The organism is Rhizobium vallis (genome assembly GCF_003985155.1).
Classification (GTDB): Bacteria; Pseudomonadota; Alphaproteobacteria; order Rhizobiales; family Rhizobiaceae; genus Rhizobium; species Rhizobium vallis.
In genome coordinates this window covers 154,977-170,539 of sequence record NZ_ML133688.1, presented here as the reverse complement: position 1 = coordinate 170,539, position 15,563 = coordinate 154,977, and the positions used below count along the sequence as shown (strand labels likewise).

Annotated in this window: 14 protein-coding genes, 5 tRNA genes and 1 pseudogene; 11 read left to right on the top strand and 9 right to left on the bottom strand. The window is 59.6% G+C overall.

Annotated elements, in window-relative coordinates; translation table 11 throughout:
* The first annotated feature begins 104 nt into the window (after nucleotides 1–104).
* Genes EFQ99_RS10745 through EFQ99_RS10735 form a run of 3 tightly spaced genes read left to right on the top strand, consistent with a single transcriptional unit; the run spans nucleotide 105 to nucleotide 3,246 of the window.
* A complete protein-coding gene (locus tag EFQ99_RS10745; RefSeq protein WP_126921021.1) occupies nucleotides 105–1,307 on the top strand; it encodes an amino acid ABC transporter permease in 1,203 nt (400 codons plus the stop codon).
* Between the two features lies 1 nt (nucleotide 1,308).
* Nucleotides 1,309–2,454, top strand: coding sequence for an amino acid ABC transporter permease (locus EFQ99_RS10740; protein ID WP_126921020.1), 1,146 nt, complete (start codon nucleotides 1,309–1,311; stop codon nucleotides 2,452–2,454).
* A gap of 18 nt (nucleotides 2,455–2,472) precedes the next feature.
* Nucleotides 2,473–3,246: an amino acid ABC transporter ATP-binding protein gene (locus tag EFQ99_RS10735; protein WP_126921019.1), complete on the top strand. Its 774-nt coding sequence runs from the start codon at nucleotides 2,473–2,475 to the stop codon at nucleotides 3,244–3,246.
* A gap of 90 nt (nucleotides 3,247–3,336) precedes the next feature.
* Here the strand turns inward: EFQ99_RS10735 and EFQ99_RS10730 are convergent, their stop codons facing one another.
* Nucleotides 3,337–3,978 (bottom strand): hypothetical protein, encoded by a 642-nt coding sequence (locus EFQ99_RS10730; RefSeq protein WP_126921018.1) that lies wholly within the window; start codon nucleotides 3,976–3,978, stop codon nucleotides 3,337–3,339.
* Between the two features lie 354 nt (nucleotides 3,979–4,332).
* Between EFQ99_RS10730 and EFQ99_RS10720 the strand changes: the two genes are divergently transcribed.
* Nucleotides 4,333–4,755, top strand: a complete 423-nt coding sequence (locus tag EFQ99_RS10720) for a DUF3597 domain-containing protein (protein WP_126921016.1) — start codon at nucleotides 4,333–4,335, stop codon at nucleotides 4,753–4,755.
* Between the two features lie 206 nt (nucleotides 4,756–4,961).
* Nucleotides 4,962–5,276, top strand: a complete 315-nt coding sequence (locus tag EFQ99_RS10715) for a hypothetical protein (protein WP_126921015.1) — start codon at nucleotides 4,962–4,964, stop codon at nucleotides 5,274–5,276.
* 177 nt (nucleotides 5,277–5,453) lie between these two features.
* Here EFQ99_RS10715 and EFQ99_RS36290 read toward each other — a convergent pair.
* Nucleotides 5,454–5,552: pseudogene (locus tag EFQ99_RS36290) on the bottom strand (flagellin); the annotation flags it as partial.
* 647 nt (nucleotides 5,553–6,199) lie between these two features.
* Between EFQ99_RS36290 and EFQ99_RS10710 the strand changes: the two are divergent.
* Nucleotides 6,200–8,251, top strand: coding sequence for a M10 family metallopeptidase C-terminal domain-containing protein (locus EFQ99_RS10710; RefSeq protein WP_126921014.1), 2,052 nt, complete (start codon nucleotides 6,200–6,202; stop codon nucleotides 8,249–8,251).
* A 263-nt stretch (nucleotides 8,252–8,514) separates the two neighbouring features.
* Here EFQ99_RS10710 and EFQ99_RS10705 read toward each other — a convergent pair.
* The 5 genes from EFQ99_RS10705 to EFQ99_RS10685 form a co-directional block, all read right to left on the bottom strand.
* Nucleotides 8,515–8,591 (bottom strand) — tRNA-Arg (locus tag EFQ99_RS10705).
* Between the two features lie 57 nt (nucleotides 8,592–8,648).
* The gene (locus EFQ99_RS10700; protein ID WP_008526983.1) at nucleotides 8,649–8,954 is read right to left on the bottom strand and encodes an ETC complex I subunit; all 306 of its coding nucleotides are present in this window, start codon (nucleotides 8,952–8,954) and stop codon (nucleotides 8,649–8,651) included.
* Nucleotides 8,955–9,567: 613 nt separating this feature from the next.
* Nucleotides 9,568–9,644, bottom strand: a tRNA-Pro gene (locus tag EFQ99_RS10695).
* Nucleotides 9,645–9,736: 92 nt separating this feature from the next.
* Nucleotides 9,737–10,225, bottom strand: a complete 489-nt coding sequence (locus tag EFQ99_RS10690) for a DUF192 domain-containing protein (protein ID WP_126921013.1) — start codon at nucleotides 10,223–10,225, stop codon at nucleotides 9,737–9,739.
* 1 nt (nucleotide 10,226) lies between these two features.
* Nucleotides 10,227–10,805, bottom strand: a complete 579-nt coding sequence (locus EFQ99_RS10685; protein ID WP_126921012.1) for a cold-shock protein — start codon at nucleotides 10,803–10,805, stop codon at nucleotides 10,227–10,229.
* Between the two features lie 194 nt (nucleotides 10,806–10,999).
* Between EFQ99_RS10685 and gloA the strand changes: the two genes are divergently transcribed.
* The 5 genes from gloA (at nucleotide 11,000) to EFQ99_RS10660 (ending at nucleotide 13,357) form a co-directional block, all read left to right on the top strand.
* Nucleotides 11,000–11,440: a lactoylglutathione lyase gene (gene gloA / locus EFQ99_RS10680; protein WP_003539134.1), complete on the top strand. Its 441-nt coding sequence runs from the start codon at nucleotides 11,000–11,002 to the stop codon at nucleotides 11,438–11,440.
* A 167-nt stretch (nucleotides 11,441–11,607) separates the two neighbouring features.
* Nucleotides 11,608–12,684: a YcbK family protein gene (locus EFQ99_RS10675; protein ID WP_126921011.1), complete on the top strand. Its 1,077-nt coding sequence runs from the start codon at nucleotides 11,608–11,610 to the stop codon at nucleotides 12,682–12,684.
* A 197-nt stretch (nucleotides 12,685–12,881) separates the two neighbouring features.
* Nucleotides 12,882–12,956, top strand: a tRNA-Glu gene (locus EFQ99_RS10670).
* Between the two features lie 74 nt (nucleotides 12,957–13,030).
* Nucleotides 13,031–13,105: transfer RNA gene (locus tag EFQ99_RS10665), tRNA-Glu, on the top strand.
* Between the two features lie 177 nt (nucleotides 13,106–13,282).
* A tRNA-Glu gene (locus tag EFQ99_RS10660) sits at nucleotides 13,283–13,357 on the top strand.
* A gap of 47 nt (nucleotides 13,358–13,404) precedes the next feature.
* On the opposite strand, the gene recJ is transcribed toward EFQ99_RS10660, so the two are convergent.
* Complete coding sequence (gene recJ / locus EFQ99_RS10655; RefSeq protein ID WP_126921010.1) at nucleotides 13,405–15,207, bottom strand: single-stranded-DNA-specific exonuclease RecJ; 1,803 nt, start codon at nucleotides 15,205–15,207, stop codon at nucleotides 13,405–13,407.
* A gap of 80 nt (nucleotides 15,208–15,287) precedes the next feature.
* Nucleotides 15,288–15,533: a hypothetical protein gene (locus EFQ99_RS10650; RefSeq protein ID WP_126921009.1), complete on the bottom strand. Its 246-nt coding sequence runs from the start codon at nucleotides 15,531–15,533 to the stop codon at nucleotides 15,288–15,290.
* Nucleotides 15,534–15,563: the final 30 nt, after the last annotated feature.

Below are 15,563 nucleotides of genomic sequence, written 5' to 3'. Positions count from 1 at the left end.
GCGGCGCGCCATATAACGCATGAAGCCGGAAAGGCGGGCGACCGCCTTTCCTCCTCCAATAAAAAAGCTCCGAAAAGGAGCATATAACGGGGAATTGGCCAAGCATGACGCATCAGGCTGTGGATTCGACACGTTTATCCAGGAGCGGCTGGAGCTTTCAGTCCGCCCTCTACGACCCGACAATTCGGGGCATCTTCTTCCAAGTTCTCACCATCGTACTATTGGTCACTTTCGTCTGGTGGGTAGCGCACAACACTGCCGTCAATCTGGCGCGCGCCAATATCGCATCGGGCTTCGGCTTCCTGAACGGCCGCGCCGGCTTCGAGGTCGGTCAGTCGCTGATCGCCTATTCAAGCGATTCGACCTATGGCCGCGCGCTGGTCGTCGGCCTTCTGAATACGATGCTGATCGCCGTTACCGGCATCATCACCGCCACCATCATCGGCTTCATCATCGGCATTGGCCGCCTATCGAGGAACTGGCTGATTGCCAAACTTTGCACAGTCTATGTCGAAGTCTTCCGCAATATCCCGCCGCTGCTTGTGATCTTCTTCTGGTATTCGGGCGTTCTGGCGGTTCTGCCCAATGCACGCGAATCGCTGCATCTGCCGCTCAGGTCGTTTCTCAACAATCGCGGCCTTTCCTTCCCCAAGCCGATTTTCGGTGAGGGTTTCTGGCTCGTCGGCATCGCCTTCGTCATCGCGATCGTCGCCGTCATAGTGACGGCCCGATGGGCGCATCGCCGGCAGGCAGCGACCGGTCAGCCGTTCCACACGATCTGGGTTTCGATCGGCTTGCTCATCGGCCTGCCGCTCATTGCTTTCCTGATCGCAGGGGCACCGCTTTCCTTCGATTATCCGATTGCAGGCAAATTCAACCTCACCGGCGGGTCCGTCGTGGGGCCGGAGTTCATGTCTCTCTTCCTGGCGCTTTCCTTCTATACCGCCGCCTTCATCGCCGAGATCGTGCGCGCAGGCATTCGCGGCGTGCCGAAGGGGCAGACGGAAGCTGCAGCCGCATTGGGGCTTCATCCCTCGTCGGTCACCCGCCTGGTCGTCATTCCGCAGGCCTTCCGCATCATCATTCCGCCGCTGAGCAGCCAGTATCTCAATCTCACCAAGAACTCGTCGCTGGCAATCGCCATCGGCTTTGCCGATCTCGTCGCCGTTGGCAGCACGACGCTGAACCAGACCGGTCAGTCCGTCGAGGTGATCCTCATCTGGATGGTCGTCTATCTCAGCCTCAGTATCGTGACTTCGCTGCTCATGAACTGGTTCAATGCCAAGATGGCGCTGGTGGAGAGATAAGATGAGCAACAGTTTCGTCAGAACCGCCATACTGGCGCCGGAGCCGCCGCCCTCAGGAGAAAAAGGCGCGGTTGCCTGGCTTCGCCGTAACCTGCTTGCGACGCCGAAAGACATAGTCCTTACCGTCCTGGCGCTGGTCTTTCTGACCTGGGCCTTGTTCCACGCGATCGACTGGCTCTTCGTGCAGGCGGTCTGGAGCGGTCCAGACCGCACCTTCTGCGCCACGACAGTTCAGGGCGGCATCCAGCCGGACGGCTGGAGTGGCGCCTGCTGGGCCTTCATCAACGCAAAGTTCGACCAGATCATCTTCGGGAGTTACACACTCGATCAGCGCTGGCGGCCGACGCTGGTCGGCATTCTCTTCGTACTCCTGCTCGTGCCGATGCTAATCCCTTCGGCGCCGCGCAAGGGCCTGAATGCTATCCTGCTCTTCGGCGTGCTGCCGATCATTTCCATCATTCTGCTTTACGGCGGTTTTGGCCTGGAAATCGTCGAGACTCCCCGCTGGGGCGGCCTGATGGTGACACTGGTGCTGTCCTTCGTCGGCATCGCGGTCTCCTTCCCGCTCGGCATTGTCTTGGCGCTCGGCAGGCGCTCGCACATGCCTATTATCCGCACGGTCTGCGTCATCTTCATCGAAGTCGTCCGCGGCGTACCGCTGATCACGGTGCTCTTCATGGCGAGCGTCATGCTGCCGCTGTTCCTGCCGGCTGGCTGGACGGTGGACAAGCTGCTGCGCGCGATCGTCGGCGTGTCGATCTTCGCCTCCGCCTATATGGCCGAGGTCATTCGCGGCGGTTTGCAGGCGATCCCGAAGGGCCAATTCGAGGGCGCCGATTCGCTCGGCCTCGGCTATTGGCAGAAGATGCGGCTGATCATCTTGCCGCAGGCGATCAAGCTGGTGATCCCCGGTATCGTCAACACTTGCATCGGCATGTTCAAGGATACCTCACTGGTGTCGATCATCAGCATGTACGACCTGCTCGGCATTGTTCGTTTCCTCTTCACCGATCCGAACTGGGCCAGTGCCGTCACGCCGCTGACCGGCCTGATCTTTGCCGGCTTCGCCTTCTGGCTTTTCTGCTTCGGCATGTCGCGCTATTCAGCATTTATTGAACGTCACCTCGACACCGGCCACAAACGATAAGAATGAGGGAAAATAGTCATGGCTGAAGCTCCAGTTAAAAAGCTCACCGTTTCCGCAACGGAAGTGGCAGTCGATATCGTCAACATGAACAAGTGGTACGGCGATTTCCACGTGCTGCGCGATATCAACCTGAAGGTCATGCGCGGCGAGCGCATCGTTATCGCCGGCCCGTCGGGCTCGGGCAAATCGACGATGATCCGCTGCATCAACCGCCTGGAAGAACATCAGAAGGGCCAGATCATCGTCGACGGCACCGAGCTCACCAACGATCTGAAGAAGATCGACGAGGTCAGGCGCGAAGTCGGCATGGTGTTCCAGCACTTTAACCTCTTCCCCCACCTGACGATCCTCGAAAACTGCACTCTGGCGCCGATCTGGGTGCGCAAGATGCCGAAGAAGCAGGCGGAAGAGATCGCCATGCACTTCCTGAAGCGCGTCAAGATCCCGGAACAGGCCAACAAATATCCGGGCCAGCTTTCAGGCGGCCAGCAGCAGCGCGTGGCGATCGCCCGTTCGCTCTGCATGAACCCGAAGATCATGCTGTTCGATGAACCGACTTCGGCACTCGACCCCGAAATGATCAAGGAAGTGCTCGACACTATGGTGGGCCTTGCCGAGGAAGGCATGACCATGCTCTGCGTGACCCATGAAATGGGCTTTGCCCGCCAGGTGGCCAACCGCGTCATCTTCATGGACCAGGGCCAGATCGTCGAACAGAATTCGCCGGCCGAGTTCTTCGACAATCCGCAGCACGAACGCACCAAGCTGTTCCTCAGCCAGATCCTGCACTAAGCCAGACCCTGCGCTAAGAGAGCGGCACAAGCTTTTCGAAGACCCGCCGAGCCACGCCCGGCGGGTCTTTCACGTTCAGCCGGGACATATTCAGCGGGAGGCCGTCGTCCGCAGGAGCTGACAGAGACCGGCAAGACCGACATCGGAGCCGCCCGCGGTGGAGATATCGACGCAACGAATGAGGATCTTTCGCCGCTGATCGGCAGGCATGCTACGGAAGGCATCGAGGGTACGAGCCTCGGCCGCATCGACGGTGGCATCCGGCGCAGCTGCCGTGCCGTCTTCACCGCTCACGCCGCCGATGGCGAGATTGGCGTTGACGCCGTTGCCACGGCCAACCGAAGCCATGGCTTTGGCGTCGATCCCGCGAGAACCGCCGGTGCGTGCATTGATATCGGCATTGAGCCCGCGCCTGCCGCCAAGCCTAGCATTGGCGTTCGCGCCGAGACCATCGCTGCCGCCGACACCGGCATTGACATCAGCGTCGATGCCTCGGCCGTTGCCGGCGCTGGCAGTTGCATCCGCATCGACGCCATTCGAGCCGCCGACGGATGCATTGGCCGTAGCATCGACGCCACCGCCGCCGAGCGAAGCTCCAACATCGGCGCTGACGGCACTGCCTGCATTCACCGACACTCCGACATCGATCGCGCGCGCCTTCCCTGCCGGCATGGCAAGGAGGGCACAGGATGCAACCAGGGCAAGCGGCAGTCTAAAGTGCATATGGGTCATGATCTTCCTCCGTTTCCCATGGCCGAACGACCGGTCCGGCAGCTGAAAATCGAGGAACGCGCGTGCCTTCGATCAATCGGACGCCTGCAACGACAGGACGCCCATGCAAAGCAACGTGATGGACTTGCGAATGTTTCGCCGCGCCGCGCCGCAACCTGGCGCCATGGTTATCGCCATGTAAGCGTCAGCCGGGCCGACTGTGCCAGAAGCGGGCATCAGGTCGATTGCGCTGCTGGGGCAGCTGATTTTCCATCCTCGATTGAAGAGCAAAAATAACCCTTCGCCCGTCTGGATATGCCGGGGACGAACTCCATGTTTCAGCATGTTCTCATTTAGCGATTTGGAGGTTCACGCATGGGCATTTTCGACAAGATCAAACACGCAATCTTCGGAGAAGCAAAAGCAGCCGAACCGGTTGCGACAAGCGCGCCGAAAACAGAGGCTGCGCAGGCCCCAGTCGCACCATCGGCGGCGCCCAGCCCGGCACCCTCGGCCTCACCCGCTCAGAGCAACCCGACGACCGTCGATATTGTCCCTATCCTCGACGCGGTCGCGAAGAAGAGCGGTCAGAAGCTCGACTGGCGCCGTTCGATCGTGGACCTGATGAAAGCCGTAGGAATGGATGCGAGCCTCAGCGAGCGTAAGGAACTCGCAGCCGAACTGGGTTATACCGGCGACACTAACGATTCTGCGAAAATGAATATGTGGCTGCACAAGGCGCTGATGAAGCGGCTCTCGGAAAACGGCGGCAAGGTTCCCGCCGATCTCCTGGATTGATCGAACTGGATGGCATCGCCGCTTCTGGGCGGCTAACGCAGGCGTTTCGCGACATGGCTTCTTGAGCGCCTAGGCGATGGATGTGCGACCGCGAGCGCCAACACTGCCGGCTCTGTGAAGGCACGGGCCCGCTTGCCTGAAGCCGCGGGAAGCAATAATCTCGCATCGATTACTTCGGATAATCGACCATGGGAGATTTGCATCCAATGAGATTGATGGCGGTAGTAGGTCTTGTACTGAGTGTAGGCTGCATTTCGGCGGCGGAAGCCCCTTCGAACTATCAATCCTATCATGGCGGCATTCGGGTCGATACCGATCCGGTCCTCCTGGCGCGATACGATAAAGCGCTTCAGCGTTGCGTGCCGGAAGCCAGCTCGTGGCACAGAGGCTCGCCGGACTCGCAAAGCCTCCAATACAACACGGCTCTCAGAAGCTGCCTCTCCAGGCACAGCTTCCTCGACACAGGCGTCCACGCCTATCCGATCCCCAAGGTCTACTTCGATCACTTCCTGGATCGCTGAGAAGAGCAGCCGATCACTTCTGCCAGCTGGGAATGCAAAGCATTCTCCGGCGCCGCTTTGGCATGGCTGCTGTGATGCTGCAGTAGTGCGGGAATGCGTGGCCCAAGATCGTTAGCGACCCGTTCTGCATGCGGTCGTCGTTTATGCCTTAGGTACGTTTCGTTACGTGTTGTCGGTCGTATAAACGTCGGCCCTGGCAAAGCCGATGCCCTCGGAGACGGCTGACATTGCATTCTTGTCGGATCGCATCGTCGTTGCAATCGACCAGCAGGCGGATCTCCAGGGAGGCAAAGCGTCCGCTGCCATCCGAGTTAAACAGTTGTCCCCATCCGTTTACTGGACCGGGCAACTCCTAGGTCTGCGGCGACCGTCGATATGCTTCTTTACATCGCGGCGAGCAAAACCAAGGACCCTGCGGGGCGACCCATTTATAGTATGAATATGGTGCATGCATCCTGCACACCGGATCGATCCAAGCCGAATCGGCCGACGGCGGAAGCTCGATTCCGACGGTCATACCCTGCCATTAGTACCAATAATTAAGCCGAAACTGGCCAAAATAGCCAATTTCAGAAAAAAATGTCGATTCTGCCTTTGGCGGGAGGAATCCAGTCACGCCCACCAGGTTTTTCTAATGTTTTCAATGGATGCACTTCGCTATAGTTGCAGAAAGAATAATTCGCGGAAGGCGAGATATATATATTGCCCCAATTTGGGCGACTCGAAATTCACCAAGTATTTCAACCTGTAACTTCGGATACATTTGGATAATGTGGCAGCAATATGGCTATGATTCTCAAGCACTTACTGTCGCGTTGCTGTTGCACCCTCCGGAAGCTCGCCTTATAACCCCCCGCCGTAACCACTGATTAACTAAAATTAGTAATTGGTTAAATACAACGCTAAGGTTGAGGAACAAGACAATGACGACATACTACGTATCGGCGAGCAGCAGCGGCAGCGGTAACGGCAGTGCCTCGTCTCCTTTTCACACGATCAACGAGGCAATGGCGGCGGACCTTAAGCCCGGCGACGAGGTTGTGGTGCGCGCCGGCGTCTATAATGAGTCGGTGAACATGTATAAGGATGGTTCCGCCGCCGGCTACATTACCTTGCGGTCGGAGGTACCGGGTGGAGCGGTGATACACTCAGCATCAGGCGGCGCAAATGGTATCAACATCACTGCTAACTACGTGGCGGTCGAGGGCTTCGAGGTCTACGGCAGCGATTCGCACGGCATTGTTGGTGATGGCGTCCACCATGTGAGGATCGCCAATAACGTTTCCCACGACAACGGTGCGTCCGGCATCGCCTTCGCCGGATCCGACTTCATCACGATCGAAGGGAACGAGACTTACAAGAATGCGAGTTCCGGCTGGTTTTCAGGCATCTCTCTCTACGAGAACCGGAATATCACCGGGGCGCCGGACGATGGCAGCTTCCGCAACATCATCCGGAACAACATCTCGCACGACAACGTCACGAAGACGGGTGCGCACACCGATGGCAACGGCATCATCATCGACGATTTCCAGAGCACACAGACGGATGGTCATCCGAACTACACGTTTAAGACCCTGGTCGAAAACAACCTCGTCTATGAGAACGGCAGCAAAGGCATCCAGGTTACCTGGAGCGACTCCGTCACGGTGAAAAACAACACAGCATACCACAACAATCAGGACCCGCTGAACGACGGCACCTGGCGCGGCGAGCTCAGCAACGCGCAGTCGAGCAACAACACCTGGGTTAACAACGTCGCCGTAGCGGACCCATCGGTGAACAAGAACAACACCGCAGTCGATAACACGTCGTACGGTGGCTACACCAACGCCAACGTCGTCTGGGCCAACAACGTCACCTACAACGGCACGGCCGGCCAGGCATCGGTCAAGACCGACGGCGGCAACGCGATGCCGAGCGCAGCGAACGGCAACCAGCTCGGCGTCGATCCGAAATTCCTGGGGGCAGCGAGCGACAACTTCCACCTCGCCTCCGGCTCGCTGGCGATCGACCACGGAACCAGCCAGTACGGCGTCGCCTCGGTCGATCTGGACGGCCACACTCGCGTCGTTGGAACTGTCGATGTCGGTGCCTACGAATCCGGCTCCAGCGCGGCGCCGGGAACGCCAACCACGCCGACGCAACCGGGGACGCCGACTACACCGACACAACCGGGAACGCCGACTACGCCGACAACGCCAACCACGCCGACGGTATATACCGGTACCAACGGCAACGACATCATGCCACACACCGGTCAGTCCAACGGCGGCAACGAAACCTTCAAGGGTCTCGCCGGTAATGACGTGCTGAAGGGCGGCGCCGGCGCGGACGTGCTCGACGGCGGTTATGGCAACGACACGGCCAGCTATGAGGGCTCCTCCAGCGGGGTCAACGTCAACTTGGCGACTGGGGCCGCATCGGGCGGGCATGCTACTGGTGACAAGATCGTCAGCATCGAAAACTTGACTGGCTCCAGCTACGACGACGTGCTGACGGGCGGCAATAACGGCGGCAACGTTCTCAATGGCGGCGCTGGCGCGGACAAGCTCGACGGCGGCGCCGGCGCGGACAAGCTGAACGGCGGCGACGGCGCAGATGTCCTCATTGGCGGCGCCGGAAAGGACATCCTGACCGGTGGCCTCAGCTCGGATACGTTTGTGTTCAAAGCAGCGACGGAATCCGCGCCCGGCTCGAACCGCGACATCATCACCGACTTCCAGAAGGGCATCGATAAGATCGACTTCTCGGCGATGGATGCGAATGGCTCTGCGTGGGGCAATGGAGCCTTCCATTTCCTGGCGCAGGAGAATGCCTCGTTCGACCATAAGGCTGGCGCGATCACTTGGCACTATGAAGACAAGGCCGATGCTACCGTTGTCCAGGGCGACCTGAACGGCGACGGCGTTCGGGACTTCCAGGTTGAGCTGCATGGCCACATCCAGCTGGGAGCAGGCGATTTGATCCTGTAACTATGTCAGTTGCGGCGGTCGTCCGATCGCCGCAACAATCGTGCTAACGGCGCGCGGATGATCCCGTCGGGAGGGCTTAGGTCCACCGAGGGGATCATCCGCGCGCTGCGATTTTTCGACAGGTGTCAGCCGGCCTTCGGGCGCGGCTCTGCGCGGGGCGATAGCTTACGCTGGATTGGCCGGACGGCGGCCGAAATGTAAGCGCCCCGTGACCGGGTCTCTTCGGGCTGGTCATGGGCCGGCTTCAAGTCGTTAAATTTGGATGGCGACCCCTGCAGGAATCGAACCTGCGACAACCTGCTTAGAAGGCAGGTGCTCTATCCAGCTGAGCTAAGGGGCCGTCTGCTGGCCGCACCCAAGAGGCGCGGCCGGATGCGGCATATGTGGACGAGAAATCTCAGTGCGTCCAGGGCTGCGTGCGGGTATAGCGGAAATTATCCGGATAGGCGACAACCTGACGAGCCGGGTCCTTCGGCGCGATGACGCGGTATTCGATGCCGTTGCGCTGGGCATAGGCTTCGGCGAGCGCCTGCGTTTCGAAAGTGAGCTTCACCTGCTGGCGCATGTCGCCGGAGGAGGTGTAGCCCATGATCGGATCGATCTTGCGCGGCGACTCCTGATCAAACTCGAGCACCCAGAGATGGGTCTTGGCCTTGCCGGACTGCATGGCGGTCTTGGCAGGACGATAGATCTTGGCAGACATGACTGCGCGTCTCCGATATGTGGGCGGTGGTCCGCCTTTCATGGTCTCAATCCCGTCTCCGGGCCTTTGCGTCATCGTCAAATGATCACGCAAAGAGATGAATTTTGCTTATCCGCGAATCCCCGGTTTTTCAAGAAAAAAGGCGGTGCCCAACGTTGCGGCCGATTCCATCCGGGACGCAGGCGACGCTGTGGATGTCCTTTAGCCGCGAAGGCTCCGCTGCTTCATGAAACGCAAAGAGAAGTCCGGCAGGATTGCCTAATATTACAGATTGTCTCATGTTGTGATCACAACCTGATTGCCGCAGTCCGCGCCACGCACTAGTTTACCGTTCAGTTGGTTTCAGTGGATTTGCAGCTTATGACGAGACGCTCGGCAGAATTTAATGCCATTGTGGTGGGAGCGAGCATTACGGCTTTCTTCTACGTCGCCATCAGCTATGCCCAATATATCGGCCTGCTTGGTCAAGGCTGAGGCCCGCCTCCCACATTTATAGCGATATGCACGGACTTGCCAAATCGGCGAGTGGCTGGGCTTTGCCGAGCGGGCAACCGACAGCACGGATCGACCGACAAGCGGTCTTGCGAACCAACGATGCTGTAAAAGAGAAAAATGGTCGGAGTGGAGAGATTCGAACTCCCGACCCTCTGGTCCCAAACCAGATGCGCTACCAGACTGCGCTACACTCCGTACCGTGGATGGCAGGGGAAATACACGGTTCACCCTGCCCCCGCAACCCATAAATCCGCTGTCAGCAGGAGATTTCCGCGGGTTTCGACGTATCACTTCGCCTTGCTTGTCGTCGTGGCGCTGACGATCCTGTCGCCCGGCTTGATTCCGAGCTTGGCGACGATGCCGGCGTTGAGTTCGACGACGTATTTCACATCCCCCATCGAATCGATGATGTCGCGCGAATAGGGCTTGGCGTTTTCCTTGATGTGGCTGATCGTGCCGGTGTCGTCGGCAAAAAGCATGTCGAGCGGCAGGATGGTATTTTCCATCCACATGGCGACACGCCTGGATTCACCGAAATCGAAGATCATGCCCGCGTCATCGGCCATTGTCTTGCGGAACATCAGCCCGCGGGCGCGCTGGTCGTCTGATGAGGCGACTTCGACGGTGAAATGCAGCACCTTACCCGCCGCCGTCTGGATGAGCAGCGGCTCCTTGTCGAAGCGCATCTGCTCCTCGGCCAAAGCCGGTAGGGCAACCATGAAAAAAAGCGCCAGGACGGCGCTTCTGATGGCATGAAACAGGACAAGGCCGTGCATTTTAGTGCGACCGGCTCGCCGGGCTCGGAACATCGGGATGGATCTCTGCGGCCATCAGGCCCTTTTCACCGTCACCAAAGCGGACGAGCACCACCTGGCCGGGACGCAGTTCCGTCAGGCCGAAGCGACGAAGCGTCTCCATGTGCACGAAGATATCCTCGGTGCCCTCACCGCGCGTCAGAAAGCCGAAACCCTTTGTGCGGTTGAACCACTTGACCAGCGCACGCTCGAGCCCGCTCGTCGCGGTGACCTGCACATGTGTGCGCACCGGCGGCAGCTGCGAGGGATGAACCGCGGTCGACTGGTCCATCGAGAGGATCTTGAAAGCCTGGTAACCGCGCTCGCGGCGCTGGATCAGGGCCACGATACGCGTTCCCTCGAGGATCGTCTGATAACCATCGCGCCGTAGGCAGGTCACATGCAGCAGAACATCCTGCATGCCGTTGTCGGGTACGATGAAGCCGAAACCTTTGGCGACGTCAAACCACTTGACGACGCCGGTGATTTCAACAAGATCGACCGCTTCTGCCGATAGCTCGTCGAGATCGGAGTATTCGTTCGATGAAATCCTATCAGCCATTTCGCCAGCCCCTCGAATACGCGTCACACTGTTACGGTTAACTGATTCTTGAAATCAAGATTAACATCTTGGTAACGGATAAGCGCAAGTCCTAGTTTTCGGTTATTCCCAGCTGCACATTTTATAAAGATGACTTGCCCGAAGCTGACCTCGGCTCGCCGAAAAAAGCTAGCCCCAATAAAGGAGTAAATAGAATGCGTTATCTCCACACTATGGTTCGCGTCAAAGACCTGGACGCTTCGCTCGCCTTTTATACCACGCTGTTCGGCCTGGAGGAGATTCGCCGCCACGAAAATGAGAAGGGCCGCTTCACCTTGGTTTTCCTGGCGGCTCGCGACGATCTCGACCGTGCGCGCAGCGAAAAGGCCCCCTGCCTCGAGCTTACCTACAACTGGGATACGGAAGATTATAGCGGAGGACGCAATTTCGGCCACCTCGCCTATGAGGTCGACGATATTTATGCAACCTGCCAGAATCTGATGGACAACGGCATCACCATCAACCGGCCGCCGCGCGACGGAAACATGGCCTTCGTGCGCTCGCCGGATGGAATTTCGATCGAAATCCTGCAGAAGGGCAGCCCCCTTCCGGCCGCCGAGCCCTGGGCTTCGATGGGCAATACCGGCGCCTGGTAATCCTTTTTTGCCGCAAGGCTTTTGCGAAACTTGCGGCTTTTTCGATTTCGGGTCTGGCCGGCGCCTTGGCGCTTGCCGCGATCCGGCCCCGCAGGCAATCTCCAACCGACTCGAAGCGGAAGATGGCGTTTTTCGCCCGTTTTCCGCATCAACCGGAGACTGCTCGCTTGCGTAATACTGAGATGCGGATGCCCCTGACGGGCGCTTTGCTGATCGCCACTTCGGTGCTGGCGCTGTCCGGCTGCGTATCGGACAAGAAGGCGCTCGATTCCGCAGCGGCCGCGCCGGCGGCCCAGGCCCCAACAGCTCCGACACCCCAGCTTGCAACAGCCGCATCCGCAAAATCCACCCCGCGCTCGGTCTACAGCGACCCGCAAGTCGTCAATGTCTCCGGCGCCCAAGCCGCGCCTCAGCTCGTCGCGCAAAACCCGAACGCCACCGTCCCGCCGGCAGATCCGGCGACAGCAGCACCCGCCAATATCGGCGGGCTGGTGATGCAGTCGACCCGGATCAACGCGCAGGCGATGAGCATTTTTTCGGATCATCAGCCGGGGCCGCAGAACAATAGCACCTCCACCGTCATTCAGCCGCAGGGCTATGCACCGGTGGAAGGTGCCGCGCCTGCGAGAAGCAGCGTCTATAGCCAGCCTGGCGCGCCGGGACAGCCAGCGCAGCCGGTGCTGCCACAGCAATCCTCGCAGAATAACAGCACGCAGGCAGCGCCCATTCAAACCGCATCGTTGGCAACGGGCAGCATTCCGAGCACAACTGTGAATGCGCTCTACAGCGCCCCGAAGCGGAACCTGCTCGGCAGCCTTTCCGGACTCTTGCACAAGGCGTCCCTTCCCGGCATGACGCGCATCGCGCCAAACGGGCTGCATCTCCAGAACGACAAGGTCGAGGTCGGCTGCTTCAAGCCCGACCTGCTGAAAGTGATCAAGACGGTCGAAACCCATTTCGGCCGGCCGGTTATCGTCACGTCAGGCTATCGCGACGAAGAGCATAACCGCCTGGTCGGCGGCGCCGACGAATCGATGCACAAGAGCTGCGAGGCAGCCGACATCCAGATCGACGGCGTCACCAAATGGGATATCGCCACCTATATCCGCTCGTTGCCGGACCGCGGCGGCGTCGGTACCTATTGCCACACGGATTCGGTCCATCTCGACACCGGCAAAAGCCGCGACTGGAACTGGGGCTGCGGCGGCAAACGCGCGCCGATGGCGACTGCAAGAGCGATCTGACCGCCGCGAGATTTCGCATTACGTTACGGCAGCATCGCCTTGTCTCGTTAGTGAAACAACCCACAGCCCATTGATTCAGCTTCAATAATCGGCCTCTCGAACGCCCTAATATTTCTTGTCATTTTTTTGAAAGAAAACCGCGATTCCCGCTTGCGGGATTCAAAACGCCTGACTATAAGGGCGCCACCACGAAGGAAGCGCCCTTCGTCTATCGGTTAGGACACCAGATTTTCATTCTGGGAAGAGGGGTTCGACTCCCCTAGGGCGTGCCACTTTCTCTCCTTACAGAAGCCATCGCATCCGCTTGCAGAAGCCAGCGCGCACGCCTATTTTAAACAGGCTGGCTGCGCCCTTCGTCTATCGGTTAGGACGACAGATTCTCATTCTGTAAAGAGGGGTTCGACTCCCCTAGGGCGTACCACCTCGTCACGCAAGACTGTCAAATCCGTCCCGTCGCTTGGCCTTTTTCGGCTTTGCTGCGTTGCCAAACCGCGGTTTTCCACAACAGCAAAAAAATCGGCGAAAACGATGATTTTTTCGCGCCTTGGCGCTTGCGGCTTTCGAAGGTGCTGACTATAAGGGCGCCACCACGAAGGAAGCGCCCTTCGTCTATCGGTTAGGACACCAGATTTTCATTCTGGGAAGAGGGGTTCGACTCCCCTAGGGCGTGCCACTTCTTCTTTCCAAATCCCATGTCTTTCAGCGCCTTGCGCGACGATCCTATTTCGCCGGTGCGGCATCGCAGACCCGCAGCTGGACGCGGCGTGCGCCCTGGTAATGATCGGCGCCGAGCGAGCCTGCGACATGGAGGCTCGCGCCCCGCGAATTGAGCAGAAAACTACCGAGGGCCGTATCGGCGGCGCGGAAGGCGATGCCGTCGAGCCGCGATCCGTCCATTGCCTCCAGCGTCACCTTCACATGTTTCTCACCCACCAGGCGGGCGTCGCGCAGACGATGCGCCGGCACGGCAAAGAGCGGTTGTGAATGGCCCGAGCCGTAAGGGCCGGCGGCTTCCAACCGATCGATAAGTTCGATCGTGGCCCCGCTTGCGCCGATCGCGCCGTCGATCTTCAGCGTCTCATTGGCGACGAGGTTTGCCACCGTCCTTGCCGCCTTTTCCGTGAAGAAGGTCCTCAGCCTGCCGAGATTGTCGCGCTCGACCGTCAACCCTGCGGCCATCGCATGGCCACCGCCCTTGACGAGTATCCCCTCGTCGACGGCAGCCCGCACCATCCTGCCCATGTCAAAGCCGTTGATGGAGCGGCCCGAGCCGGTGCCGCGGCCGGAGGGATCAAAGGCGATGGCGAAGGCCGGCCGCTTGAACTTCTCTTTCAGCCGCGCGGCGATCAGCCCGACGATGCCGGGATGCCATTTCTCATGAGCGGTGACGATGACGGATGCGCCCTCGCCGTCGCCATATTCGGCAAGCGCCTCGACTTCCGCCTCCTGCAGCATGATGGCCTCCATCGCCTGACGTTCACGGTTGAGTTCGTCGAGGCGCTGGGCGATCACCTCAGCCTCGCCGGCATCGTCGAGCGTCAGCAGGCGGCTTCCGAGTGCGGCGTCGCCGATCCGCCCGCCGGCATTGATGCGCGGGCCAACCAGGAAGCCGAAATGATAGGGCGTCACCGGGCCTGCGAGCCCGGCCTTGCGGAAGAGTGCTGCAAGCCCGGCATTGCTCTGGTGCCGGGCGGCAACCAGCCCCTTCACCACATAGGCGCGGTTGAGGCCTTTCAGCGGCACGACATCGCAGACGGTAGCAAGGGCCACGATGTCAAGCCATTGCAGCAGGTCGATCGCCAGGATGCGCTTGTTGCCGGCCACACGTAGCAGCCGCAGCGTCGCGACCAGCACCATGAAGACGACGCCCGCCGCACAAAGATGCCCCTGCCCCGAAAGATCGTCTTCACGGTTCGGATTGACGAGCGCATGGCAGGGCGGCAGCTCATGTGTCACCTGGTGGTGATCGATGACGACGACATCGATGTTGCGCGCGGCAGCCGCGGCAAGCGCCTCGTGGCTGGTGGAGCCGCAATCGACGGTGACGATAAGCTGGGCGCCGTTGTCGATCAACTGATTGATCGCCGTTGGATTGGGCCCATAACCTTCGAAGACACGGTCCGGAATATAAATATTCGCCTTGACGCCGAAATGGCTGAGAAAGCGGAACATCAGCGCCGAGGAGGCAGCGCCGTCGACGTCATAGTCGCCGAAGATCGCGACATTCTCGCCGCGCTCGATCGCGCTCACGAGGCGGGTGGCGGCCTTTTCGCAATCGGTCAGCGTATGGGGATCGGGCATCAGGCCGCGGATCGTCGGATCGAGGAATTCGATCGCCTCGTCCACCGTCACGCCCCGCCCCGCCAACACGCGGGCGATCAGATCCGGCAGTCCGTGGATCTGTGACATGGCCAGCGCGCGATTCTGTCCGGCCTGATCGAGCCGCGCGACCCAGCGATTATCGAGCGCGGATTTCTCCACGCCGAGAAACGCACGCTGTACGGGATCGACGAGATCTGCCATGCCAAACTCCGCTGACTTTATCTGCTCTTTCTACAGGAGCAGCGGAGATAACATAGCGGGGAGTTCGCAGACACGGATTTTTACCAGAACACGGCCCAGACGATCAGGGCGATGCCAGCGAGCTGCACCAGCAGGACCGAAAACAGCGTCAGCAAAATGGCCCAGTTGCGGCCTGCCGTGTATTCGTCGCCGTCAGCCTCATCTTGAGGCTCTTTGCGAATCTCACGGTGGACCGGCTCGAGGATTTGTTCAAGCATATTGGGTTGGTCTGGCGGCGCCTCGCCCGGGCGGCCATACCCCTTCCCGGCATGGCTGTCCTTGCTCATGAAAATACTCCCCGCCGACGACTCACCATC